At 74.7% G+C, this 25207-nt stretch carries 13 protein-coding genes; 12 read left to right on the top strand and 1 reads right to left on the bottom strand.

The features are described 5' to 3' along the window. On the bottom strand, positions 1-4478 hold a 4478-nt coding region (locus ACFVU7_RS41615), incomplete at its 3' end, for a hypothetical protein (protein WP_388051499.1). Positions 4479-5046: 568 nt separating this feature from the next. On the opposite strand from ACFVU7_RS41615, the gene ACFVU7_RS41610 reads away from it, so the two are divergent. From ACFVU7_RS41610 to ACFVU7_RS41555, 12 genes are all read left to right on the top strand, one after another. After that, a complete protein-coding gene (locus tag ACFVU7_RS41610; protein WP_063780345.1) occupies positions 5047-6339 on the top strand; it encodes a helix-turn-helix domain-containing protein in 1293 nt (430 codons plus the stop codon). Positions 6340-6494: 155 nt separating this feature from the next. Continuing rightward, the gene (locus ACFVU7_RS41605; protein ID WP_049658201.1) at positions 6495-6947 is read left to right on the top strand and encodes a cobalamin B12-binding domain-containing protein; all 453 of its coding nucleotides are present in this window, start codon (positions 6495-6497) and stop codon (positions 6945-6947) included. Positions 6948-6988: 41 nt separating this feature from the next. Beyond that, complete coding sequence (locus ACFVU7_RS41600) at positions 6989-8335, top strand: methylaspartate mutase (RefSeq protein ID WP_388051496.1); 1347 nt, start codon at positions 6989-6991, stop codon at positions 8333-8335. 123 nt (positions 8336-8458) lie between these two features. Then, positions 8459-9451: an asparagine synthetase A gene (locus tag ACFVU7_RS41595; RefSeq protein WP_074006450.1), complete on the top strand. Its 993-nt coding sequence runs from the start codon at positions 8459-8461 to the stop codon at positions 9449-9451. Beyond that, positions 9448-10710 (top strand): glutamate synthase-related protein, encoded by a 1263-nt coding sequence (locus ACFVU7_RS41590; RefSeq protein WP_388051494.1) that lies wholly within the window; start codon positions 9448-9450, stop codon positions 10708-10710. Before ACFVU7_RS41595 ends, ACFVU7_RS41590 begins: the two co-directional genes overlap by 4 nt. 122 nt (positions 10711-10832) lie before the next feature. Beyond that, the gene (locus tag ACFVU7_RS41585) at positions 10833-15554 is read left to right on the top strand and encodes an amino acid adenylation domain-containing protein (RefSeq protein WP_388051491.1); all 4722 of its coding nucleotides are present in this window, start codon (positions 10833-10835) and stop codon (positions 15552-15554) included. Between the two features lie 32 nt (positions 15555-15586). After that, positions 15587-20029, top strand: a complete 4443-nt coding sequence (locus ACFVU7_RS41580) for an amino acid adenylation domain-containing protein (protein ID WP_388051489.1) — start codon at positions 15587-15589, stop codon at positions 20027-20029. 9 nt (positions 20030-20038) lie between these two features. Beyond that, positions 20039-21790, top strand: a complete 1752-nt coding sequence (locus ACFVU7_RS41575) for a non-ribosomal peptide synthetase (protein WP_388051486.1) — start codon at positions 20039-20041, stop codon at positions 21788-21790. Continuing rightward, positions 21787-22566, top strand: a complete 780-nt coding sequence (locus tag ACFVU7_RS41570) for a thioesterase II family protein (protein ID WP_388051483.1) — start codon at positions 21787-21789, stop codon at positions 22564-22566. Before ACFVU7_RS41575 ends, ACFVU7_RS41570 begins: the two co-directional genes overlap by 4 nt. After that, complete coding sequence (locus ACFVU7_RS41565; protein ID WP_049650868.1) at positions 22566-23750, top strand: cytochrome P450; 1185 nt, start codon at positions 22566-22568, stop codon at positions 23748-23750. The genes ACFVU7_RS41570 and ACFVU7_RS41565 overlap by 1 nt, the downstream gene beginning before the upstream one ends. Before the next feature lie 212 nt (positions 23751-23962). Beyond that, entirely contained in the window at positions 23963-24184 is a 222-nt protein-coding gene (locus tag ACFVU7_RS41560; RefSeq protein ID WP_049650867.1) for an MbtH family protein, read from the top strand. Between the two features lie 8 nt (positions 24185-24192). Next, positions 24193-25179, top strand: a complete 987-nt coding sequence (locus tag ACFVU7_RS41555; protein ID WP_074006474.1) for a TauD/TfdA family dioxygenase — start codon at positions 24193-24195, stop codon at positions 25177-25179. Positions 25180-25207 lie beyond the last annotated feature (28 nt).

The raw sequence follows: 25207 nt of genomic DNA, 5'->3' as shown, positions 1-25207 counted from the left end.
ATGGTGGTGGTCTTGGCCCAGGGGCCGGGTCCGCCGTCACCGCAGTCGGCCGGGTTGGTGCTGGTGCAGACCTCCTTGTTGATGGCCAGGGACGGAACGTCGGCACTGGCCTCGGAGGGCGGTGTGGTGATGGGTGTTCCGCCGGGGCCGGGGAAGGAGGCCGTGACGGTGTTGGTGGTGGATTGCGTGACGCTCGTCAGGTTGCAGAACACCTGGTGGGAGGCGCCTGCGGCGAGGTCGAAGGTGCCGGCGGCTGTGACGCACGACGGCGTGACGGTGTCGGCGAGGGTGATGCCGGTGATGTTGACGGGCCCGTTGTTGGTGACGGTGATCCGCCAGTACGCGGTGCCGTTCGGGGCGACGGTGGTGGTCTTGGCCCACGGTCCCGCGCCGCCCTCGCCGCAGTCGGCGGCGTTGGCGGAGGTGCAGACCTCCTTGTTGATCGTCAGCGAGGGGACGTCGACGCTCGCTTCGGACGGGGGTGTGGTGATCGGGGTGCCACCAGGCCCCGGGAACGAGGCCGTGACGGTGTTGGTGGTGGATTGCGTGATGTCTGGCAGGTTGCAGAACACCTGATGGGAGGCGCCCGCCGCCAGGTCGAACGATCCGGCAGCTGTGACGCACGACGGCGTGATGGCATCGGCGAGGGTGATGCCGGTGATGTTGATGGGCCCGTTGTTGGTGACGGTGATCCGCCAGTACGCGGTGCCGTTCGGGGCGACGGTGGTGGTCTTGGCCCATGGTCCCGCGCCGCCCTCGCCGCAGTCAGCGGCGTTCGCGGAGGTGCAGACCTCCTTGTTGATGGCCAGGGAGGGGACGTCGACGCTCGCTTCGGACGGGGGTGTGGTGATCGGGGTGCCACCAGGCCCCGGGAACGAGGCCGTCACCGTGTTGGTGGTGGATTGCGTGACGCCCGGCAGGTTGCAGAAGACCTGCTTGGAGGCGCCTGCGGCGAGGTCGAAGGTGCCGGCGGCTGTGACGCAGGCCGGTGTGATGGCATCGGCGAGGGTGATGCCGGTGATGTTGACGGGGCCGTTGTTGGTGACGGTGATTCGCCAGTACGCGGTGCCGTTCGGCGCGACGGTGGTGGTCTTCGCCCAGGGGCCGGCGCCGCCGTCACCGCAGTCGGCCGGGTTGGTGCTGGTGCAGACCTCCTTGTTGATGGCCAGGGACGGGACGTCGACGCTCGCTTCGGAGGGCGGTGTGGTGATGGGTGTGCCGCCGGGTCCCGGGAAGGAGGCGGTGACGGTGTTGGTGGTGGATTGGGTGACGCCGGTCAGGTTGCAGAAGACCTGTGTGGAGGCGCCTGCCACGAGGTCAAAGGTGCCGGCGGCTGTGACGCAGGCCGGTGTGATGGCATCGGCGAGGGTGATGCCGGTGATGTTGACGGGCCCGTTGTTGGTGACGGTGATCCGCCAGTACGCGGTGCCGTTCGGCGCGACGGTGGTGGTTTTCGCCCACGGTCCCGGTCCCCCGGCGCCGCAGTCGGCGGCGTTGGCGGAGGTGCAGACCTCCTTGTTGATGGCCAGCGACGGAACGTCGACGCTCGCCTCGGACGGCGGTGTGGTGATCGGGGTGCCACCAGGCCCCGGGAACGAGGCCGTCACCGTGTTCGTCGTCGACTGGGTGACGCCCGGCAGGTTGCAGAACACCTGATGGGACGCGCCCGCCGCCAGGTCGAACGTCCCCGCGGCCGTCACGCACGAGGGCGTCACGGTGTCGTTCAGCGTGATGCCGGTGACGTTGACCGTGCCGGTGTTGGTGACGGTGATCCGCCAGTAGGCGGTGCCGTTCGGCGCCACGGTGGTGGTCTTGGCCCACGGGCCCGGACCCCCGGCGCCGCAGTCGGCGGCGTTGGCCGAGGTGCAGACCTCCTTGTTGATCGCCAGGGACGGGACGACGGCACTCGCCTCCGACGGCCCCGTCCTGACCGGTGTGCCGCCGGGGCCGGGGAAGGAGGCGGTCACCGTGTTCGTCGTCGACTGGGTGACGCCCGGCAGGTTGCAGAAGATCTGATGGGAGGCGCCGGCTGCCAGGTCGAACGTCCCGGCGGCTGTCACGCAGGACGGTGTGACGGTGTCGTCCAGGGTGATGCCGGTGATGTTGACCAGGCCGGTGTTGGTCGCGGTGATCCGCCAGTAGGCCGTCCCGCCGGGGGCGAGGGTGGTGGTCTTGGCCCATGGTCCGGGGCCGCCGGGGCCGCAGTCGGCGGCGTTGGTGGAGGTGCAGACCTCCTTGAGGATCTCCAGCTTCGGCGCGCACTCGGCGCCGGGGGTGACCTGGAGGGTGACGGTGTTGGAGGTGACGGGCGGCTGGCCGTTGGTGACGGCGGAGGCCTGGTTGGAGACGGCGGTGACGGAGCAGTCGGTGGAGACGGTGGTCTCGAAGCAGATCTGCGGCGCGTCGCCGACGAAGGTCACCTGCATCTGCGGGTGGTTGCCGGGGGTGAAGGACGACCCGTTGACGAGGGTGAGGTTGGCGATCACCTGGATCGGTGAGTCGCTGGTCGGGACGGACGAGATGTCCGCCGTCTCGGTGGTGGGGTTGAACGGGAAGGTGCCGATGGTGGTGCCGTCGGAGGCCAGGACGGTCACCGAGGACTGGGTGAAGTCGACGGTGGTGGGGTCGAGGCCGAGGAGGCTGACCGTGCCGTACGACCTCACGTGCCCGGTGGCCCCGTCGCAGTAGTACGCGGAGGGGTTGAGGCTGCCCTGGGCCTTGGTCTTCAGGCAGGGGGAGGCGCCGGTGATCGGGTCGATGGAGAACAGGTAGCCGGTGTCGCCGAGGCTGTACTTGCACTGGCCGTCGTAGGCGAAGCCGTACGGTCTGGTGTCGCCGCCGTTGACGTTGGGCGGGCCGTTGACGACGCCGTTGGTGCCGTACTGGGCGCAGGGGGCCTGGGTGTTCCAGTCGTAGCAGAACTCGGAGCTGTTGGAGGTGGGGGAGATGCTGAGGTAGATCCAGAACGGGAACTCGGTTTCGAGGTGTCCGTTGGGGGCGGTGATGGTGAGCGGCACCTGGAAGTTGGATTCGCCGGGGGCGACGTTGGTGCTGAGGAGGGTCTGCAGGCCGGGGGGCGCGGCGACGGGGTTGCCGGCGAAGTCGAAGCAGACGACGGTGCCGACGGGCGGGGTGACGGCCAGTTCGACGCCGCCGACCGCCGTGCAGACGCCGGTGACGGTGCCGGCGGTGTCGTACATCTCGAAGACGTTGTCGGCGCGGGCGGCTTCGGTGCCGGTCGGGGTGACGACGGTCTTGGGGGTGGCCCAGCCGGTGCACGCGGCGTTCGTCGACGGGTCGAAGCAGGACATCACCGTGGGCAGCGGGGCCAGCTGGTTGTCGGTGACGTAGATCTTGCCGTTGATGACCCGCATGATGCCGGCGTAGTCGCCGCTGAAGGCGACCTGGCCCTCGTTGGGCGGCAGGCCGATATTGAAGGTGCCGCAGGAGGAGTTGCCGACGGGGTCGTAGCAGAGGATCTCGCCGGTGCCGGAGACCGCGTAGATCAGCTGGTTGGGCGCCTGGACGACGCCTCCGATGACCAGGCCGGTGCCGGTCTGGAGCGGGGTGAGGCCGCAGCTGGTCTGGGCCTGGAGGTCGATGCAGCCGACGCCGATGAGTGCTTGCGTGACCCGGCTGATCGCGGCGTAGTACAGCCGGGAGCCGATCTGCACGTAGGTCGGGGTGCGGGTGCTGCCGATGTCGCCGGTGGTCGTGTCGGCGGCGGAGGAGTTCAGCGCCTGGGGCCAGGTAGCGGGGGCTCCGGTCGGGGTCGGGCAGGGGCCGTTGGTGAGCAGGTCGGTGCAGACCACGCTGGCCGTGTTGGAGAAGCCGTGGTGGTAGATGTTCCAGATCTCGGGGGTGGGGACGCCGTTGATCGTGGCGGTGTAGCGGATGGGGGTGAAGCCGTCGCCGCCGGTGGCGGTGTTGATCGGGGTGAACGGCGGCGGGATCTGGACCACTTGGCCGGTCGCCGGGGAGGAGAGCGTCGGGTTGGTGGCCTGGAGGACGTTGGTGGCGGCGCCCTGGTCGGTGCCGGAGAAGGTCGTGCCGCCGTCGGTGGACCACTGCTTGGTGAAGCCGGGGGGCACCTGCAGCGAGCCGGGGACGTAGGACTGGGTCTGCGGTGTGCTGCCGGGGCCGCCCTGGATGGCGTCGGTGACGGTGGTGCTGACGGGGGCGCCGTCGGGGTTGGTCGCGGAGACGACCCAGCGGACGGTGTCGCCCTGGGCGGTCTGGGTGGTGCTGCCGGTGGTGGTGTCGGTGCCGGTCTTCGCCAGGGTCACGGGCTGCTGGCGGACGTCGTGGCGTCCGTTCCGCTGGTCGGCGGGGGCGGCCGTCGTGCCGGTGGCGGGGGTGCGGGGGTCACGGCTGGGCGCGTGTGCCACGGCGGGGGCGGCGAAGGAGCCGGAGGCCGTGGCGAACGCGAGGAGGAGGGTGAGCACGGCCCCGACGAGGCGATCGCGGAGCGTGTCCATCCCGGGTCGGCTTCCGTGTCGGCGGCCGCGTCGACTTCGCTCGTGTCCGCTGGTGGCTGGACAGCGCCTCATGACGATTCCCTTCGGTCGAGCGGTCCGGTGTCACGCGGTGGGCTGCACAGCGGTGGGTTGGACGGCGGTGAGCTGGACGGCGCGGGGTGGATGGCGGTGGTGACGGGCACGGGGACGGTGGAGCGGATGCGGGGAGTTGTTGACCTGATACGGACAGTGACCGTACGGGCGTAGTATGCGTGCCGAAAATCCGATAAACGGCATTAACGTGCCCGAGTGGCACCACGGTTCACCCGGATGCGCCGGGGAGGCCGCCCAGGTGGCGGGCGGGCTGTGAGGCCCGGGTGAAGGTCGTGGGTAGGGCCGGTGATCGGCCGTTGATCGGGCGTAGACGACGAGCCTGGAGCATCGGGACCCGGAGGGAACCGGTCCGGAGGCCACAGCCTGATCGCCGGGTCCCGTACGGCCGGACCACGGGCCGTACGGGCGCCCGTGGCTGACGCCGCCACCGGTCCCGACGTCAGGAGGAGTCCGGACCACGAAGGGCAGACGAGGCATGGACGGCGGGCTGTCGGTGCAAGCGGTGAGAACGGCGGCGGGTTTCGGCGAGCTGCTGCGGCTACGGCGCGAGCGGATCGGGCTGACCCAGCAGTGCCTGGCGGATCACGCGACCCTGAGCGTGCGGGCGATCCGGGACATGGAGAGCGGCCGGGTGCGACGGCCCCGCAACGAGACCGTCCGGCTGCTGGCGGACGCGCTGCGGCTGGAGGGCCGCAGCCGGACGGACTTCGAGGAGGCCGCCCGCCGGCAGCAGGCCGCGGACGAGCCGGGGGACGAGCCGGCCGCCCCGCCGGTGGCGCGCGGGGCGATCGTCGGCCGGGAGGCGGAGGCCGAGGTGCTGGCCGACGCCTTCGCCGTGCACGGGGACCGGCTGGTCTCGCTGGTCGGCCTCGGCGGGGTGGGCAAGACCCGGCTCGCCCTGGAGGTGGCCCGCCGGCTGCACCTGGCCGTCCGCTGGTCGGTGCGCTGGGTGGACTGCGGCGGCGGCCCGCACCCGTGGCGCGGGCGGCTGGACGACCTCGTCCGGGACATCGGCGAGCGGCCCGCCCTGCTGGTGCTGGACGGCGCCGACGGCGGGGTGGACGCCGGGCAGCTGGACGGGCTGTTCCGCCACTGCCCCGGACTGCGGGTGCTGATCACCGCCCGGGAGGCCCGGCCGCTGCCCGGCGGCCAGGTCATCCCGCTCGCGCCGCTGCCCGTACCGGACCCCGAACTCGACGCCGAGCCCGAGGCGTTGGCGCAGGTCGGGGCCGTCCGGCTGCTGCTCTCGCACCTGTGCCGGCTGCGGCCCGGCTACACCCTGGAGCGCTCCGAGGCGCCCGCCGTCGCGGAGCTCTGCCGCCGACTGGACGGCCTGCCGGGCGCGTTGGAGCGGGCGGCGGGCTGGGCGCTGGTGCGGTCCACCGCCCAGCTGGTGGCCGGGCTGGCGGCCGTCCCGTTCACGCTGGCGGCGCCGCCGGTGGTGTTCGGCGCGCGCGGTGACCTGCGGGACGACCTGGAGCCGGCGATCCTCCGCCTGACGGACCGTCAGCGCGCCCTGCTGGAAGTGCTGGTGGACGAGCCGGGGGACTGGTCGGGGGAGGACGCGGTGGTCCGCAGCGGCTGGACGCTGCAGACCTGCCTGGCCACGGTGCACGAGCTGCTGTCGCGGGGTCTGATCCGCAGCGTGCCCGCCCGGGACGGCGTGCGCTTCACCGTCCTCAACCTGTGCCGCCGGCTGGTCCGGGAGGAGCCCGGGCCGCGGCTCGCGCCGACCGGGGACGTCCCGCTGCTGGCGGCCGCGGGCTGACCGATTCTGCCGCAGGCCGACCCATTCTGCCGCTTAATGCCGCCGGAGCTGCCGCTTGCCGGGCCCGATCGTTCCTAGCGTTCTCCGTGGGGCCGGGCCGCCGCGCAGAACGCGACGGAACGCCATCGAGGATCACTACCGGTGAGGGCGGAGTCGTGGAGCACGGGAATGCCGAACAGAACGGTCCGGGCGGTCTGGACGTCGTCGTGACGACGACGGCCTCGGACTCGCACACCTGGAACCTGGTGTACCTCCAGTTCCTGCTGGAGGAGATGGGCCACCGGGTGACGAACCTGGGCGCGTGCGTCCCGGACGCGCTGCTGCTCTCCGAATGCCGCCGGGCCGAACCGGACCTGATCGTGATCAGCAGCGTCAACGGGCACGGCCACCAGGAGGGCCTGCGGGTGATCGAGGCCCTCCGCGCCTGCCCGGAGCTGCGGAGCACCCCGACCGTCATCGGCGGCAAGCTCGGCATCGCCGGGGCCGACGACCCGGACCGCGAACGCGCGCTGCTGGCGGCCGGGTTCGACGCGGTCTTCGAGGACGGCGCCGCGGTGGCCGGGTTCCGCGCCTTCGTCGGCGGACTGCGCTCCGGGGTGCTGCTGTGACGGCTCCCGCCGGGGCCGGTCCCGCGGCGACCGGTCCCGCGGTGACCGTTCCTGAACGGGCGGGCCCCGCCGGGACGGGCTTCGGCGCGTTCGTGGCGCAGGCCGCCGAGGCCGGCGCGCTGGTGGTCCAGCCCCGGATGGGCATGGCGGAGGCGGCCCCGATGCGGGCGGGCCTGCTCGCCACCCGGGGCGCGGCCGCCGTCACCGTCGGCACCATCACCCTGGACAGCTACACCCGCACCGGCGACCTCGCGGCCGCCCGGCGCGCCCTGGCCGCCGGGGCGGGCCTCAACGGCTACCCGATCGCCACCCACCCCGTCGAGGTCACCCGGGCGGTGCTGCGCGGGGTCGCGGACGCGGGTTTCCCGGTGCAGGTCCGGCACGGCTCGGCCGCACCGGAGCGGATCGTCGAGGCGCTGCTGGCGGCGGGCCTGGACGCCACCGAGGGCGGACCGGTCTCCTACTGCCTGCCGTACGGCCGCACCCCGCTCCACGAGGCGGTGGCCCGCTGGCGTCGCGGCTGCGAACTTCTGGCCTCCGTACAGGAGTTCGGCGCCGAGCCGCACCTGGAGACGTTCGGCGGCTGCCTGATGGGCCAGCTCTGCCCGCCCTCGCTGCTGATCGCCGTCAGCGTGCTGGAGGCGCTGTTCTTCCGCCGGCACGGGCTGCGCAGCATCTCGCTCAGCTACGCCCAGCAGGCCGACGCCCGCCAGGACGAGGAGGCGCTGGCCGCGCTCGGCCGGATCGCGGGGGAACTGCTCACCGACGTCGACTGGCACCTGGTGGTGTACGCGTACATGGGTGTGTACCCGCGCTCGCCCGGCGGTGCGCGGCTGCTGCTGGAGGACGCGGCGCGGCTCGCGGTGCGCGGCGGCGCGGCCCGGCTGATCGTCAAGACCACGGCCGAGGCGCACCGCATCCCGACCGTCGCCGAGAACGTCCGGGCGCTGGAGGCCGCCGCCGCGGCCGCCACGGCGGAGCGGGCCCGGCCCCCGGCGTCCGGCCGCCGTCCCGCCGTGCCGCCGGACACCGGGATCGAGGCCGAGGCCAGGGCGCTGATCGGCGCGGTGCTCGACCTGGACGCCGACGTCGGGCGGGCCCTGGTACGGGCGTTCGCGGCCGGCTACCTGGACGTGCCGTACTGCCTGCACCCCGACAACGCCGGGCGGACGCGCAGCTCGCTGGGCCCGGACGGGCGACTGTACTGGTCCTCGGTCGGCTCGATGCCGATCGCCGGGCTGGGCGAGCGCGGCCGCGCGCCGATCCCCGGCTCGGCCGGGCTGCTCGCCGCCCTCTCCCACGTCCAGCGGAGCTACGACGGCCGGGCCCGGTACGCCGCCGCCTCCGCGTCCGCGTCCGCCGCCCGGGGCCTGCCCGTCGCGCGCTGAGCCGCCGCCCCGCCGAGCCGCCCGCGCTCCAGCCGTCCCGCCCGGCCGGCGCTCCACCACCGACGACCGCCCGCGCCCCCCCGACGGCGGACCACGGCCCCCCGAGAGAAGAGGACTCCGACCATGCCCGACGCCACCCCCCTGCCCCCGACCGATCCGGGCCGGCACCTGACCGACCCGACCACCCGCAGCGCGCTGCGGATCCAGCAGCACCTGCTGTCCGCCGCCCGTGAGTTCCTGCGCGGCCGGGGCTTCACCGAGCTGCTGCCGCCGATCATCGGCCCGGTCACCGACCCCGGCGCGCGCGGCTCCAAGCAGGTGGACATCGACTTCTACGGCCACCGCTACAAGCTGATGACCAGCGCGATCCTGTACAAGCAGGCCTCGCTGCTCGCCTTCGACAAGATCTTCTGCATCGCCCCGAACGTCCGTCTGGAGCCGCTGGAGACCGCCGGGACGAGCCGGCACCTGGCCGAGTTCCACCAACTGGACGTGGAGGCGGCCGGCGCGAGCCGGGACGACGCCGTCCGGCTGGCCGAGGAGCTGGTGGTGCACATCGTCGGCAGCACGGTCCGCGAGCTGCCCAAGGAGTTCGCCGAACTCGGCCGGGACCCGCAGGCGTTCGCCGACCTGCTGAAGGGCTCCTTCGGCCGCGTCCGGCACGCCGAGGCGGTCGCCGAACTGCGCGGGATCGGGCACCCGCAGAGCCTGGACGCCGAACTCGACTGGGAGGGCGAGGCGTTGCTGTCGGCCCGGCGCGACCGGCCGTTCTTCGTCACCGACTACCCGAAGGGCTCGCGCGGCTTCTACGACCGCGAGCACCCGCAGGACCCGGGCCTGCTGCGGAACTTCGACCTGCTCGCGCCCGAGGGCTACGGCGAGCTGTGCAGCGGCAGCCAGCGCACCAACGACTACGCGGAGATCGTCACCCGGATGCGGGAGACCGGCGAGAACCCGCAGAAGTACCGCTGGTACCTGGACCTGGTGCGCGAGGGCGTGCCGGCCAGCGCGGGCTTCGGCATCGGCGTCGAGCGGCTCACCCGGTACGTCGCCGGGCTGGACGCCGTCTGGCAGGCCAGCGCGTTCCCCAAGGTCGCCGGGGTGGTGTCGCCATGAGCGACCTGACCGCGCCGGGGTTCCCGGAGGAGGAGGTCCGACGGCGGGCCCGGGCCGGGGCGGCCGCCGTGTTCCCGCCCGCCGAGGAGTACGGGCGGGTGCTGTTCGGCGCCGGCGCGGCCGAGGAGGCACAGCCGTCCGACGCCCTCGACGCCCTGCGGATCGTCCCGCCGCTGTTCCTGCCGCAGCGGCTCGCCAAGCTGATCGACCTGGGCCGCGAGCCCGACTACCGGGACGTCGAACTCGCCACCGCCATCGGCGGGTTCACCTCCGCGCTGCCGGTGTACGTCTCCGCGACCGGCTCCACCCGGGCGGCCGGCGGCGACCTCGGACTGGCCCTCAGCCGGCAGGCCGGGGCGCTCGGGATCCCGATGGTGATCGGCGAGAACGTGGTGCCGGTCAACGGCTACGGCCGGCTCGGCGAGGCCGCCGACCGCACCCTGCTCGGCCGGCTGCGCGCCTACGGTGAGCAACTCCCGGACGGGCTCGGCGGGGTGGCCGTCCAGCAGAGCACCGAGGACGCCGACGCCGAGGTGTGGAACCTCGTCCACAGCGACCCGGCCGCCCTCCCGCTGCTCGAATCCGGGCGGCTGGCCTTCGAGTTGAAGGTCGGCCAGGGCGCCAAGCCGGGTCTGGGCGGGATGACCGTGCTGGACGCGGAGGCCGCCGCCGCGCTCGGCGACCGCTTCGGGCTCGACCCGCTGTTCGGCGACGGGCGGGTGCTGCGCGCGGCCACCCCGGGCACCTTCACCGCGGAGATCCTGCGCCAGCAGATCCGGCTGATGCGCAACAACTACCCGCGGGTGCGGATCTGGGTGAAGCTCTACCCCGGCCGGGACGTGGCCGAGGCCGCCCGGGTGGCGCACGAGGCCGGGGCGGACGCCGTCGTGGTGGACGGCGCGGAGGGCGGCACCGGCTGGGCGCCGGGGGTGTTCCTGCCGCACGTCGGCCTGCCGCTCGCGGAGTGCCTGCGCCGGTTGGCGGTCGTGCCGCCGCCCTGCCTGCTGGTCTCCGGGCGGATCTGGGAGGGCGCCCGGGCGGTCAAGAGCCTGGCGCTGGGGGCCCGCGCGGTGGGCCTCGGGCGGGCGGCGCTGCTCGCCGTCGCGGAGGACCGGGAATCCGGGCTCCGCCGTTTCGCGGAATGCCTGGCGCTGGAACTCCGGCTGCTGATCAGCGCGCTCGGGAAGTACTCCCCGGAGGCCCTGGAAGAGGCGGACGTCTGGTCCCCCGGGAGTTCCGGAATCCCCCTCGGCCGGTAGCCCTGGCCTGCTCGGGAAGCGGCAGAAGGAAACTGCCGACTTCCTTCCGCCCGTTCTGCCGATAGGGCTTCGTGATCCCCCTATCGCCTTCTTCGCCGATTCCTCTCACGATCTGGGGCTGGATGATGTCCTCTCGCGGTTTTCCCGTCGAATTCACGGCGCCCGCATTCGCGCCGTTCGCCTCCGCCGTCGCGCGCTTCCCGGAGCGGCCGGCCGTCCGGGCCGGGGCCCGGACCGTCGGCTACCGGGAGCTGGACGGACTGAGCGCCGCCCTCGCCGCCCGGCTCGCCCCCGGCCGGACGGTCGCCGTGACCGGCCGCGACCGGCTGGACCACGTGGTCGCGCTGCTGGCGGCGCTGCGGGCGGGTGCCACCTACCTGCCGCTGGACCGGGAGGCGCCCGAGGAGCGCAACCGCTGGATCGTCGAGGACGCCGGGGCCGGGCTCGCCCTCGACGGCGAGGAGCTCACCGAGCTCGGCGACGGGACGGGTGCGGGCGCCGGCTACGTCATCTACACCTCCGGCACCACCGGCCGCCCCAAGGGCGTGCACGTCCCGCTCGCGGCCCTGACCGGCCACCTGGCCGGTGTGGTCGAGGCCCTCGGCCTGACCGAGCGGGACGTGGTGCTGCAGTTCGCCCGTCCGACCGTGGACGTGGCCGTGGAGCAGGTGCTCGGCGCGCTGTCCGCCGGGGCCTGCCTGGTCCTGCCGGAGCAGCGGCTGCTCGCCCCGGCCGCGCTGCTGGAGCTGCTGGACGCCGAGGGCGTCACCGTCGCCAACCTGGCCGCGGGCTACTTCCAGGACGTGGTGGCGGCGCTGGGCGGCCGGGTGCCGCGCACCCTGCGGCTGATGGTCTCCGGCAGCGACAAGCTGGAGCCGGCCACCGCCGCCGCCTGGTGGGCGGCGACCGGGGTGCCGCTGCTGAACGCGTACGGTCCGACCGAGACGGTGGTCACCGCCACCGTCCACCGGCTCGACGGCGGGCAGGAGCAGCCGGGTGCCCGGGTGCCGATCGGCACCGCCGTCGGCGGGCGCCTGCTGCACGTGCTCGACGAGCGGCTGCGGCCGGTGCCGCCCGGCGAGGCCGGTGAACTGTACGTCGGCGGGCCGCTGTTGGCCTCCGGCTACCTCGGCCGCCCGGGCCTGACCGCCGGCCGCTTCGTCGCCGACCCGTTCGCGGACCCGGACGGCCCCGGGGGCGCCCGGATGTACCGCACCGGCGACCTGGTGCGCCGAGCCACCGGGGAGGGCCCGCTGGAGTTCCTCGGCCGCACCGACCACCAGGTGAAGATCCGCGGCTTCCGGGTCGAGCCCGGGGAGGTCGAGCAGGTGCTGGCCGGCCACCCCGGCGTCACCGGCTGCGTGGTGGTGGCGCACGAGGGCCGGCTGGCCGCGTACGTCACCGGCGCCGCGCCGGGGTACGCCGAGGCCCGGGCCTGGCTGGCCGAGCGGCTGCCCGAGCACATGGTCCCGGCGACGCTCACCGCGCTGGAGGCCTTCCCGCTGACGGCCGGCGGCAAGGTGGACCGCGCGGCGCTGCCCGAGCCGCGGACCGCGCCGGAGGGCAGGGCGGCCGGCCGCCCGCCGCGCACCCCCGCCGAGCAGCTGATCGCGGCGGTCTGGGCGGACGTGCTCGGGGTGCCGGAGGTCGGCGCCGACGACAACTTCTTCCACCTGGGCGGCGATTCGCTGACCGCCGTCCGGGTGGTGGGCCGGGTCTTCGACGTCTTCGGCATGGTGTCGCCGTACACCATCTTCGACGCGCCGACCCTGGCCGGGTTCGCCGCCGCGGTGACCTCCGCGACCGGCGGCGCGCGCCCGGCCCCGGTGCGCTCGGGCGCCGCCGAGGCCCCGCTGTCGAAGTTCCAGCGCGGCCTGTGGTTCCTCGACCAGTGGAACCCGGACGCGCCGACCTACGTGGTGCCCTGGGTGTTCCGCTTCTCCGGCCCGGTCGACCCCGGGCTGCTGCGGCGGGCGCTGGCGGGGGTGGTGGAGCGGCACGAGAGCCTGCGGACCACCTTCGAGCTCGCCGAGGACGGCCCGCGCCAGGTCGTCCACCCCTCCGTGGAGCTGCCGTTCACGCTCACCGAGACCACCGCCGACCGCGTGGACGAGCTGGTCGCCGAGGCCGCGCTGGAGCCCTTCGACCTGGCGCGGGGGCCGCTGGTGCGGGCCCGGGTCTTCCGGGCCGACGGGGCGACCACGCTGCTGCTGCTCCTCCACCACATCGTCTGGGACGAGGGCTCGCTGCCCGTGCTGGAGGCCGAACTCCAGGAGCTGTACGCCGCGCTGGCCGAGGGCCGCCCGGCCGAGCTGCCGGAACTCGCCGTCCAGTACGGCGACTACGCCGCCTGGCAGTACCAGGACGACACCGCCGAGAAGCAACTCGACTACTGGCGCGAGCAGTTGCGCGACGCGCCGACCGCCGACGCGCTGGCGCCGGACCGTCCCCGCCCCGAGGAGCAGGCCTTCCGCGGCGCCTTCCACCGCTTCGCCATGCCCGGCCCGGTGGCCGAGGCCGTCCGGGCGCTCGCCCGCAGCGAGGACGCCACCCCCTTCATGGTGCTGCTGGCCGGGCTGGCGCTCACCCTGCACCGCCGCTCCGGGCAGCGCGACCTGGTCCTCGGCTCGCCGGTGAACGCCCGCGGCCGGGCCGAACTCGACGGCCTGATCGGCTACTTCGTCAACCTGCTGCCGCTGAGGCTGAAGCTGGAGGACGGCGCCTCCTTCCGCGAGCTGGTCCGGCACGTGCGCGAGGTGTCGATCGGCGGCTACCGGCACCAGGAGGTGCCCTTCGACGACATCGCGAACGCCGTGCTCGACGAGCGCCCCGAGGACCGCAACCCGCTCTGCCAGGTGCTGCTGGAGCTGCACCCGCTGGACCCCCGGCCGTTCACGGTCGGCGGGCACGCCGTCACCCGCTCCCTGCACTCCAACCCGGTCTCCCGCTTCGACCTGTCCGTCTCGGTGGACGACCTCGGCACCGGCTTCACCGGGCGCTTCGAGTACGACAGCGACCTCTTCGACCCGGCCACCATGGCCGGCCTGTGCGAGGAGTGGCTGGGCACCCTGGCCGCCGCCGTCGAGGTGCCGGTGCACGCCCTGTTCGAGGCGCGGGCCGCCCGCGAGCCGGGCGCCGTCGCCCTGGTGTCCGGCGAACGGACCGTCGGGTACGGCGAGTTGAACGCCGCCGCGAACCGGCTCGCCCGCCACCTGGCGGGCCTGGGCATCGGCCGCGGCGACACCGTCGCCGTGCTGACCGAGCGCGGGCCGGAGCTGGTCACCGCCCTGCTGGCGGCCCTCAAGACCGGCGCCGCGTACACCCTGCTCGACCCGGACTTCCCGGCCGAGCGGCTGGCCGGCGCCGTCGCCGACACCGGCGCCGCCACGGTGGTCACCCACCGGCACGCCACCGTGCCGTTCGCCGTCCCCGGCCAGGTGGACCTGGACGCCTCGGCCGCCGACCTCGCCCGGTACCCGGCCCACGACCTCGGCCTGCCGGTCGACGGCGCCGACCTCGCCACCGTGATGTTCACCTCCGGCTCCACCGGCCGCCCCAAGGGCGTCGCCGTCCCGCACCGCGCGCTCACCACCACCTACCTCGGCCAGGACTACGCCCGCTTCGGCCCCGACGAGGTCTGGCTGCAGTGCTCGCCGGTCTCCTGGGACGCCTTCGCGCTGGAGCTGTACGGCGCGCTCTGCTTCGGCGGCACCTGCGTCCTCCAGCCCGGCCAGCGCCCCGACCCGCAGACCGTCGCCGAGCTGACCCGCCGCCACGGCGTCACCCAACTCCAGCTCTCCGCCAGCCTGTTCAACTTCCTGCTGGAGGAGTTCCCGGAGACCTACGACGGCCTGAAGCTCGCCTTCACGGCCGGCGAGCGGGCCTCCACCACCCATGTCGCCAAGGCCCTGGAGGCCTACCCGGGCCTGGTCGTCGCCAACGGCTACGGCCCGGTGGAGAGCCTCGGCCTGACCACCTGCCACCGGGTCGGCCCCGCCGACGCCGCCGGCGGCTCCATCCCGATCGGCGTCGCGCTGCACGGCAAGGGCGTCCTCGTCCTGGACGAGCGGCTGCGCCCCGTCGCGCCCGGGGTGACCGGCGAGCTGTACGCCACCGGCGGCGGCCTCGCCCACGGCTACCTCGGCCGGCCCGGCCTGACCGCCGAACGCTTCGTCGCCTCCCCGTACGGCGCCCCCGGCGAGCGCCTCTACCGCACCGGCGACCTCGGCCACCGCACCGCCGAGGGCCTGCTGGAGGTCACCGGCCGGATCGACGACCAGGTCAAGATCCGGGGCTTCCGGGTCGAACCCGGCGAGATCGAGGACGCGCTCACCCGCCACCCGGCCGTCCGGGAGGCCGCCGTCGCCGTCCACGAGCCCGCCCCCGGCGACCGCCGGCTCGCCGCCTACGTCACCGTCGCCGCCGGCGCCCCCGGCCCGGACGCCCTGCTCGACCACCTGGCCGGCCTGCTGCCCGAGCACATGCTGCCCGCGACCCTGGACGTCCTGGACGCGCTGCCGCTCAACCACAACGGCAAGGTGGACCGCAGGGCGCTGCCCGCCCCCGCCGGGCGCCCGGCCGCAGCCGACGAGGACGCGACGGCCGACGAGGCCGCCGACCCGCTGACCGAGGCCGAACGCCTGGTCGCCGAGGCGGTCCGCGAGGTGCTCGACCTCGCCGAGGTCGGCCGCGAGGACAACTTCTTCCGGATCGGCGGCAACTCGCTGGCCGCCGTCCGGGTCGCGATGCGGCTGTCCCGGGAGACCGGCAGCCGCGTCCCCCCGCAACTGGTGTTCCGGGCCCGGACCGTGAGCGCCATCGCCGAACGGCTGGCCGCCCGGTGACCGGCCGCACCGCACACGAAGGGAACGAGGCCGTGAGCCCGTCCGACCACCCGGCGCGCACCGCGCCCGTCTCCGGGCTGCAACGCGGCCTCTGGTTCCTCGACCGCCTCGACCCGAAGGCCGTCACCTACTGCACCCCCTGGACCCTCGACGTCACCGGCCCGCTCGACCTCGCGCTGCTCCGACGCGCGCTGGACGCCGTCACCGCCCGGCACGAGACCCTGCGCACCACCTTCGCGCTGCACCCCGACGGCCCCCGCCAGCACGTGCACCACCGCCTCGCCGTGCCGCTCGCGGAGACCGACCTGCGGGACCTCCCCGACCGGGCCGCGCGCCTGGAGGAGCTGCTCGCCGCCCGCTGCGCCGAGCCCTTCGACCTGGCCGCCGGCCCGCTGCTGCGCGCCGAGGCCTTCCGGCTCGCGGACGAGCGCACCACCGTGCTGTTCACCGTCCACCACATCGTCTGGGACGGCTGGTCCGCCGAGGTCTTCGAGCGCGAACTCGCCGAGCTGTACGACGCGGCGCTGCGCGGCCGGGAGCCCGAACTGCCGGAGCTGACCGTGCAGTACGCCGACCGCGCCGAGGAGGAGCTCGGCACCTCCTACGAGGAGCACCTGACCTACTGGAAGGAGCAGCTGGACGGCGCCCCCGCGCTGCTGGAGCTGCCCACCGACCGGCCCCGGCCCGCCGAGCGCGGCGCGGCCGGCCGCACCGAGGGGTTCGACCTCGCCCCGGGGACGGCGGCGCGGGTCCGCGCCCTGGCCGAGACCGAGGGCGTCACCCCGTTCACCGTCCAACTGGCCGCCTTCGCCCTGCTGCTGAACCGCTGGACCGGCGCCGACGACCTGGTGGTCGGCACCCCGGTCACCACCCGCGACCGGCCCGAACTGGAGCACCTGCTCGGCTACTTCGTCAACCTGCTGCCGCTGCGCCTGCGGCTCGCGCCCGCGCTGAGCTTCCGGGACCTGCTGGAGCACGTCCAGGACGTCGCCTTCGAGGCCTACGGCTACCTCGACCTGCCCTTCGACCAGATCGTCGACCGGCTCGGCGCCGCCCGCAGCGCCCAGCACCCGCCGCTGGTCCAGGTGGTGTTCGGCGCCCACGGCGAGGACCGCACCCCGCTGGCGCTCGGCCCGGCGGCCACCGCCCGCAGCCGGGTGCGCTCCAACGGCACCAGCAAGTTCGACCTCACCTGGTCCGTGTTCGACGGGGGAGACGGCGGCGAGCTGCGCGGCGAGGCCGAGTACCGCGGCGAACTGTTCGACCCGCAGACCGTCCGCCGGCTGGCCGTCGAGTTCGACGCCCTGCTCACCGCGGCCCTGGACGACCCCGACGCCACCGTGCTGCGGCTGACCTCCCGCCCCGCCGAGGGGGTCGCGGCCACCGACACCCCCGGCCACTGCCTGCACCACCTGTTCGAACGGGCCGCCGACGCCCACCCCGACCGGCCCGCCGTCAGCGACCCCGACCGCACCCTGGGCTACGCCGAACTCGACCGCCGGGCCAACCGCCTCGCGCACGCCCTGCGCGCCCGGGGTGCCGGCCCCGGCGACCGCGTCGGCATGCTGCTGGACCGCACCGCCGACGTCCTGGTCACCGTCCTCGGCGTGCTCAAGACCGGCGCCGCCTATGTGCCCGTCGACCTGGCCGCCCCCGCCGACCGCGCCGCGCTGGTCTTCGGCGACACCGGCGTCGCCCTGGTCGTCACCGACCGCCCGGACCTGGTGCCCGAAGGCCCCTGGCAGGCCTACGACCTGACCGCCGAGGCCGCCGACCTGGCCGCCCGCCCCGACACCCGCCCGCCGGCCGCCGGCCGCCCCGGCGACGTCGCCTACGTCATCTTCACCTCCGGCTCCACCGGCCGCCCCAAGGGCGTCGCCGTCGCCCACGAGCACGTCAGCCGGCTGATGGCGGACGGCGAGCGGCACTTCGGCTTCGGCCCGCGGGAGACCTGGACGCTCTTCCACAGCTACGCCTTCGACTGGACGGTCTGGGAGATGTGGGGCGCCCTGCTGCACGGCGCCCGCCTGGTCGTCGTCCCGTACGTGACCAGCCGCTCGCCGGAGGAGTTCGCCCAGCTGCTGGCGGAGGAGGAGGTCTCGTACCTCTGCCTGACCCCCTCGGCGCTGCGCCAGCTGGAGCCGGTGCTGCGGCGCAGCCCGCGCGCCCTGCCCGCGCTGAAGTGGATCATGCTGGGCGGGGAGGCGCTGGACCCGGCCGTCGTCCAGCGCTGGTTCGAACTCGACCCGCCGCCCCCGGCCCGGCTGTGCAACCTGTACGGCATCACCGAGACCACCGTCCACGTCACCACCCACGACCTGGCCGGCAGCGCCGGCTTCGAGCGCAGCCTGATCGGCACGCCGATGCCGCACCTGAGCGCCCAGGTCCTGGACGACTGGCTGCGGCCGGTGCCGCCCGGCGCGGCCGGCGAGCTGTACATCGGCGGCGGCAGCCTCGCCCACGGTTACTGGGGCCGCCCCGGCCTCACCGCCGGGCGCTTCGTCGCCGACCCGTACGGCCCGCCCGGGGCCCGGCTCTACCGCACCGGCGACGTCGCCCGGCGGCTGCCCGGCGGCGGGCTGGAGTACATCGGGCGCGCCGACTTCCAGGTCAAGCTGCGCGGCTTCCGGATCGAGCTCGGCGAGATCGAGAACGCGCTCGCCGCCCACCCGGACGTGGACGCCTGCGTCGTCACCGTGCACGAGGACCGCCTCGCCGCGTACGTCACCGGACGCGAGCCCGCCGACGTCCGCGCCTTCCTCGGCCGCTCGCTGCCCCCGTACATGGTCCCGGCGAGCTTCACCGTGCTGGAGTCGCTGCCGCTGACCGTCAACGGCAAGGTGGACCGCGCCGCGCTGCCCGCCCCCGGCCAGCGGGCCACCGCCACCGGAGGCCGGCACGTCGAGCCGCGCACCCCGGAGGAGGAGGCCTTCGCCGCCGTCTGGACGGAGGTCCTCGGGGTGGACGGCATCGGCGTCCACGACGACTTCTTCCACCTCGGCGGCGACTCCATCCGGGCCGTCCAGCTGGCCGGCGCGCTGCACGAGCGCGGCTGGGGGCTGAGCCTGCGGGACGTCTTCAACGCCCCCACCGTCGCCGCCCTGCTGCCGCTCGCCGAGCCCGTCACCCAGGGCCCGGACGCCCACGAGCCCTTCGCCCTGGTCACCCCCGAGGACCGCGCCGACCTGCCGCCCGGCCTGGTCGACGCCTACCCGATGGTGTCCATGCAGCTCTCCATGGTCTTCCACATGGAGATCGCCGGCGGCACCGACAGCTACCACAACGTCAACTCCTACAAGATCTCCGGCGACCTCGACGAGCAGGCCTTCCGCCGCTCCGTCGCCGAGGCCATGGACCGCCACGCCGTGCTGCGCACCGGCCTGGACCTGTCCGGCTACGGCGAACCGCTGCAGCTCGTCCACGGCCGGCTGCCCGCCCCCGTCGAGTTCGCCGACCTGCGCGGCGCCGCCGAGGAGGACCAGGACGCCGCGATCCGCGAGGTGTTCGACACCCACCGGTGGACCCCCTTCGACCTCACCGCGCCGCCGCTGTTCCGGATCACCGTGCAGCGCCTCGCCGAGGACGCCTTCCAGCTCACCGTCTCCGAGCACCACGCGATCCTCGACGGCTGGAGCTTCACCTCGCTGCTCACCGAGATCCTGGAACGCCACACGGCCATCGCCGAGGACCCGCTCGGCGCGCCCGCCCCGCCGCCGCGCACCGCCTTCCGCGACTTCGTGGCCGTCGAACGGCAGGCCGCCGGGGACGAGCGCTCACTCGCCTACTGGCGCGGGCGGTTGGACGGCGTCAGCGGCCAGTCCTTCCCCGGCAGCGAGTCCGTGCACGAGGCGCCGCGCACCGTCGAACGGGTGCTGCCGGAGGCGCCCGGACAGTTGCGCGACGTCGCCGACGCGCTCGGCGTGCCGGTCAAGTCGGTGGCGCTCGCCGCCCACCTGCACGCCCTCGCCGCCGTCACCGGGCGTCGGCGCGTCACCACCGGCCTGGCCGTCAACGGCCGGCTGGAACGGCTCGGCGGCACCGAGGTGTACGGGCTGTTCCTCAACACCGTCCCGCTGAGCTGCGAACCCACCGACGACCTGCTCGCCCTGGTCCGCGAGGTCCACCGCGAGGAGCTGGACATGATGCCGCACCGCCGGGTGCCCTTCGCCCGCCTCGCCCGGCTGATGACCGACACCGCGCTGGACAGCCAGTTCGGCTACCTGCGCTTCCACGCCCTCGGCCGGCTCAGCTCGGCCCGCATCGTGGACGGCCGGATCGGCACCGAGCCGACCCTGCGCCACGAACCCAACAGCTTCGCCTTCGGCGCCTCGGTCATCCAGGACCCGGTCACGCAGCGGGTGCTGCTCGCCGTGGACCACCAGCGCTCGCTGGTCGCCGACCACACCGCCGAGCAGTTCATCGACACCTACGCCGCCGCCCTGCACACCATGGCCGCCGCCGCCCGAGAGTCCTGAGGAGCCGTCATGACCGATCTGCTGGACCGCCTGCGCGACACCGTCGCCGCCCACCCCGGGCGCACCGCCGTCCTGGCCGGCGCCGACCGCCTGGACTTCGCCGAACTCGACCGCCGCACCGCCGCCCTGGCCCGCGCCCTGCGCGAGCGCGGCGTCGGACGCGGCGACCGGGTCGGCGTCCACCTCGCCCGCACCGCCGACCTGCCGGTCGCCCTGCTCGCCGTCTGGCGGGCCGGCGCCGCCTACGTCCCGCTCGACCCGGCCTACCCCGCCGAGCGGCTCGCCCACATGGCCGCCGACGCCCGGCTCGCGGCCCTGATCAGCGCCGACGGCCTCCCGGCGGCCGACGGGGTGCCGGTGCTGCGCCCGGATGCCGCCGCCGACGGGCCCGAACTGCCGGACCACGCCCACCCGCTGGACCCGGCGTACGTCATCTACACCTCCGGCTCCACCGGCCGCCCCAAGGGCGTCGAGGTGCCGCGCGGCGCTGTCGCCGCCCTGGTCACGGCCCTGGAGGCGAGCGGCGCCTACCGCGCCGAGCCCGGTGTGGTCGGCTGGAACGCCAGCGTCTCCTTCGACGCCTCCGTCCAGCAGTGGGCCCGGATCTGCCGCGGCGACACCGTCCTGGTCATCGGCGAGGAGCACCGTGCCGACCCGGTCCGGGTGGCCGCCCTGCTGGCCGAGCACGCCGTCACCGACCTCGACCTGACCCCCTCGCACTGGGAGCTGCTGCGCGAGCCGCTGGCCGGCGCCCGGGTGCCGCGGCTGTTCATGGGCGGCGAGGCCGTCCCCGAGCGCACCTGGCGCGAGCTGGCCGACGGCGGCGTCGACGCGCTCAACCTGTACGGGCCCACCGAGTGCACCGTCGACGCCGTCACCGCGCCGATCAGCGGCCCCGGACCGCACCTGGGCGCGCCGCTGCCCGGGGTGCGCCTGCACCTGCTGGACGAGAAGCTCGCCCCCGTCCCCGACGGCGTCGTCGGCGAGCTGTACCTGGCCGGGCCCGGCCTCGCCCACGGCTACCTCGGCCGGCCCGCCCTGACCGCCGAACGTTTCGTCGCCGACCCGGTCGCCACCGGGGAACGCATGTACCGCACCGGGGACCAGGCCCGGCGCGGCGAGGGCGGCCGGCTGGAGTACGTCGGCCGGGTGGACCGCCAGGTCAAGCTGCGCGGCTACCGGGTCGAGCTCGGCGAGGTCGAGCACGCCCTGGCCCGGCTGGCGGGCGTCCGGGCCGCCGCCGTCACCGTCTACGAGCCCGCCCCCGGCGACCGCCGGCTGGCCGGCTACGTCACCGGCGCCGTCACCGCCGCCGAGCTGACCGAGCGGCTGCGGGCCACCGTGCCCGCCCACCTGGTGCCCTCGGTGATCACCGTGCTGGACGCCCTGCCGCTCACCCCGAACGGCAAGGTCGACCTGGCGGCGCTGCCCGCCCCCGCCTCCGCCGCCGCCTCCGCCTCCGCCGCGGAGTCGGGCGCCGGCGGACTGGCCGGGCAGGTCGCCGAGGTCTGGGGCACCGTGCTCGGCGTCACCGGCCTCCGGCCCACCGACGACTTCTTCTCGCTCGGCGGCCACTCCATCGCCGCACTGCGGGTCGTCCACCTGCTGCGCCGCCGCCTCGGCATCGAACTCCAGCTGCGCCACCTGCTCGACTCGGCCGACCTGGCCGCCTTCACCGCCACCGTCGAACGGGCCGTCGCGGCCGGCACCGCCGCCCCCCGGCCCGCCCTGACCGCCCGCGCCCGGGCGGCCGGCGCATGACCACCGCCCTGCGGGTGCGGCCCCGCGTCGAAGGGGACTGGCTGTTCGTCCCCGTGCCCCAACCGCGGAGCCCGTACCGGCTGTTCTGCTTCCCGCACGCCGGGGGCGACGCCACCGCCTACACCCCGCTGGCCCGCGCCCTCGCCCCGGTGGCCGAGGTCTGGGCGCTGCGCCCGCCGGCCCGCGGCGGTCGGCTCGGCCACCCGATGCCCGCGAGCTTCGACCTGCTGGTCGACGCCGTCCTGGAGGCCCTCGGCCCGCACCTGACCGGGCGGTTCGGCTTCTACGGGCAGAGCTTCGGCGCCCTGCTCGGCTACGAGGCCGCCCGGGCGCTGCCGGCCGGGCGGCGGCCCGAACTGGTCGTCGCCGCCTCCGCCTCGCCGCCCGCCGCCTGGGCCGGGGCGGACCGCCCCCAGTACACCGCCGACGAGCTGCTGCGCCTCGCCGGAATGGGACAACTCGTCGAAGGTGAAGCAGAGTTGAAGGAGCACGCGCTGCGCGGCATCCGCACCGACCTGGACGTGGTCGACACCTACCGGCCCCGTCCGCACCCGCCGATCGGCTCCGCCCTGCACACCGTCGTCGGCGCCGAGGACCCGCTCCTGGCCGTCGGCGGCCTCGAAGGCTGGGCCGCCCACACCAGTGGCGGCTCCGGCCACCACGTCGTCCCCGGCGGCCACCTGCTCGCCACCGTCGACGGGCCCGGCCCGGTCGACCTGCTGACCTCCCTCATCGCGCGGCCCGGCGCCGCGCACCTGTCCCGGACGGAGCACTGATGCCCACCACCACCGCGGTCGACCTCACCGACCCCGACCTCTGGGCCCGGCCCGACACCCCCGCGCTGGTCGCGGAGCTGCGCCGGGAGTCCGCCGTCCACCGCACCGACACCGTCGACGACGGGCCGGTCTGGTCGGTGCTCTCCTACCGGCACTCCGCCGAGGTGCTGCGCAACGCCGCCGTCTACAGCTCCGAGCAGGGCTCGCTGCTCGGCGCCGGCGAGGGCAACGTCCCGGTCGGCTCCGGCCGGATGATGGCCCTCACCGACCCGCCCCGGCACCGCGAACTGCGTGCCCCCGCCAACCCGTTCTTCTCGCCCGGCGCCGTGCGCGGGGCCGCCCGGGGCATCGCCGGACTCGCCGCCTCGATCGTCGACCGGGCCGTCGAACTGGGCGAGGTGGACCTCGTCGACGCGGTCTCCGCGCTGCCGCTGTCCGTCATGTGCGACCTGCTGGACGTCCCCGAGGGCGACCGCGAGATGGTCGAGCGGGTCTGCGACGTCGCGTTCCTCGGCCGCACCCCCGAGGAGCGCCGGGCCGGCCACCAGCAGCTCATCCCGTACCTGCTGCACCAGGTGATGCTGCGGCGCAGCGACCCGCGCGACGACCTGATCAGCATGATGGCCACCTACCGGGTCGGCGGGAGGCTGCTGCCGATCGAGGACGTCGTCCTCAACCTGGACAACATCGTGGTCGGCGGCGTCCAGACCGTCCGCCACACCGCAGCGATGGGCCTGTACACCCTGGTCCGGCACCCCGAGCTGTGGCGGAGCCTCCAGCGCGGCGAGGTCGGCATGGACTCGGCGCTGGACGAACTCCTGCGCTGGACCTCGGTCGGGCTGCACACCCTGCGCACCGCGAGCCGGGACACCGAGCTCGACGGGCGCACCATCCGGCGCGGCGACCGGGTCGCGGTCTGGGTGTGGTCCGCCAACCGGGACCCGGAGGCCTTCGACCGGCCCGAGGAGATCCTGCTCGACCGCGCCCCCAACAAGCACCTCGCGCTCGGCCTCGGCGCCCACTACTGCGTCGGCGCGCCGCTGGCCAAGGCCGAACTCGGCGGCCTGTTCACGGCGCTGCTGGAGCGCGTCGCCGTGATCGAGCAGACCGGGCCGGTCGTCCACAACCGCTCGATCATCAACTTCGGCCTGGACCGCTTCCCGGTCCGCCTCACCCCGCGCTGAACCGCCGGGTGCCGAGCCGGGTGCCGAGCCGGCCGACGGGACGGCGGGCGGGGCGGCCGACGGGGTGGCAGGCGGGGCGGCGGGCGGGGCGGCAGGGCCCAACTGCCGCGTTCCTGCCGCGACTCCTGCCCTTCCGCCCCGCGGCCCGCCCCTACCTTCGAAGCAACCCGAGCGAAGCAAGCCGAGCTTCGAAGCAACCCGAAGAGGACACCATGAGCAACCCGTTCGAGGACGACAGCGCCGGCTACCTGGTCCTGGCCAACGACGAGAACCAGCACTCGCTGTGGCCGGTCTGGATCGACGTGCCGGCCGGCTGGACCACCGTCCACGGCGAGGACACCCGCCAGGGCTGCCTCGACTACATCGAGGCCAACTGGACCGACATCAGGCCCGCCAGCCTGGTCGCCGCCCTCTCCGCCCCCGCCGACCGGTGACCGCCGCCATGCCGACCTGGGAACTGAACCCCGGCCGCCCGGCCCTCGCCCACGCGCCGCGCACCGCGGACATGGGCGAGGCCTGCGAGTGGCTGCGCGAGAACGAGAGCGCGCTCACCGACGCCCTGCACCGGTACGGCACCATCTTCCTGCGCGGCCTGCCGGTCACCGGCACCGAGGACGTCGCCGCCGTGCGCGACGTCCTCATCCCCGAGCGCACCCCCTACCGGGAGAAGGCCACCCCGCGCAGCGACTACGGCAACGGCGTCTACTCGTCCACCGACCTGCCGCCGGTCCAGCCGATCCGGATGCACAACGAGAACAGCTACACCCTGACCTTCCCCGGCCGGCTGCTCTTCGCCTGCCTGACCGCCCCCGACGAGGGCGGGGCCACCCCCACCGCGGACTGCCGCCAGGTGCTCGCGCAGCTGCCCGCCCACCTGGTGGAGCGGATGCGGACCAACGGCTGGACGCTCACCCGCAACTACTCGGACTACATCTCGCTCGGCTGGCGCACCGCCTTCGCCACCGAGGACCGCGCCGAGGTCGAGGCCTACTGCAAGGAGAACGGCATCTCCTGCGAGTGGCTGGCGGACGGCAACCTGCGCACCACCCAGGTGCGCCCCGGCACCATCCGCCACCCGCGGACCGGCGAGCAGGTCTGGTTCAACCACCTCGCCTTCTGGAACGCGTGGTCGCTCGACCCGGACATCCGGGAGGCGATGACCGAGGAGTTCGGGCCGGACGGACTGCCGTTCAACACCGGCTTCGGCGACGGCGAGCCGCTGGAGCGCGCCGACGTCGACGCCCTCAACGAGGCCTACCACGCCGCCACCGTGCGGGAGCGCTGGCAGGTCGGCGACGTGATGCTGGTCGACAACGTGCTCTGCGCCCACGGCCGGGACCCGTACCGGGGCGGGCGCAAGATCGCCGTCTCGATGGGGCAGCCCCTGGAGATCCAGGACTGCCGGCCCACCGCGGGGCTCACCGTCTGACCGCCGTCCGTCCCCTCGACCAGCCCGT

This window comes from Kitasatospora sp. NPDC058046 (genome assembly GCF_042885595.1).
Classification (GTDB): Bacteria; Actinomycetota; Actinomycetes; order Streptomycetales; family Streptomycetaceae; genus Kitasatospora.
This window is presented reverse-complemented; position numbering and strand designations above follow the sequence as displayed.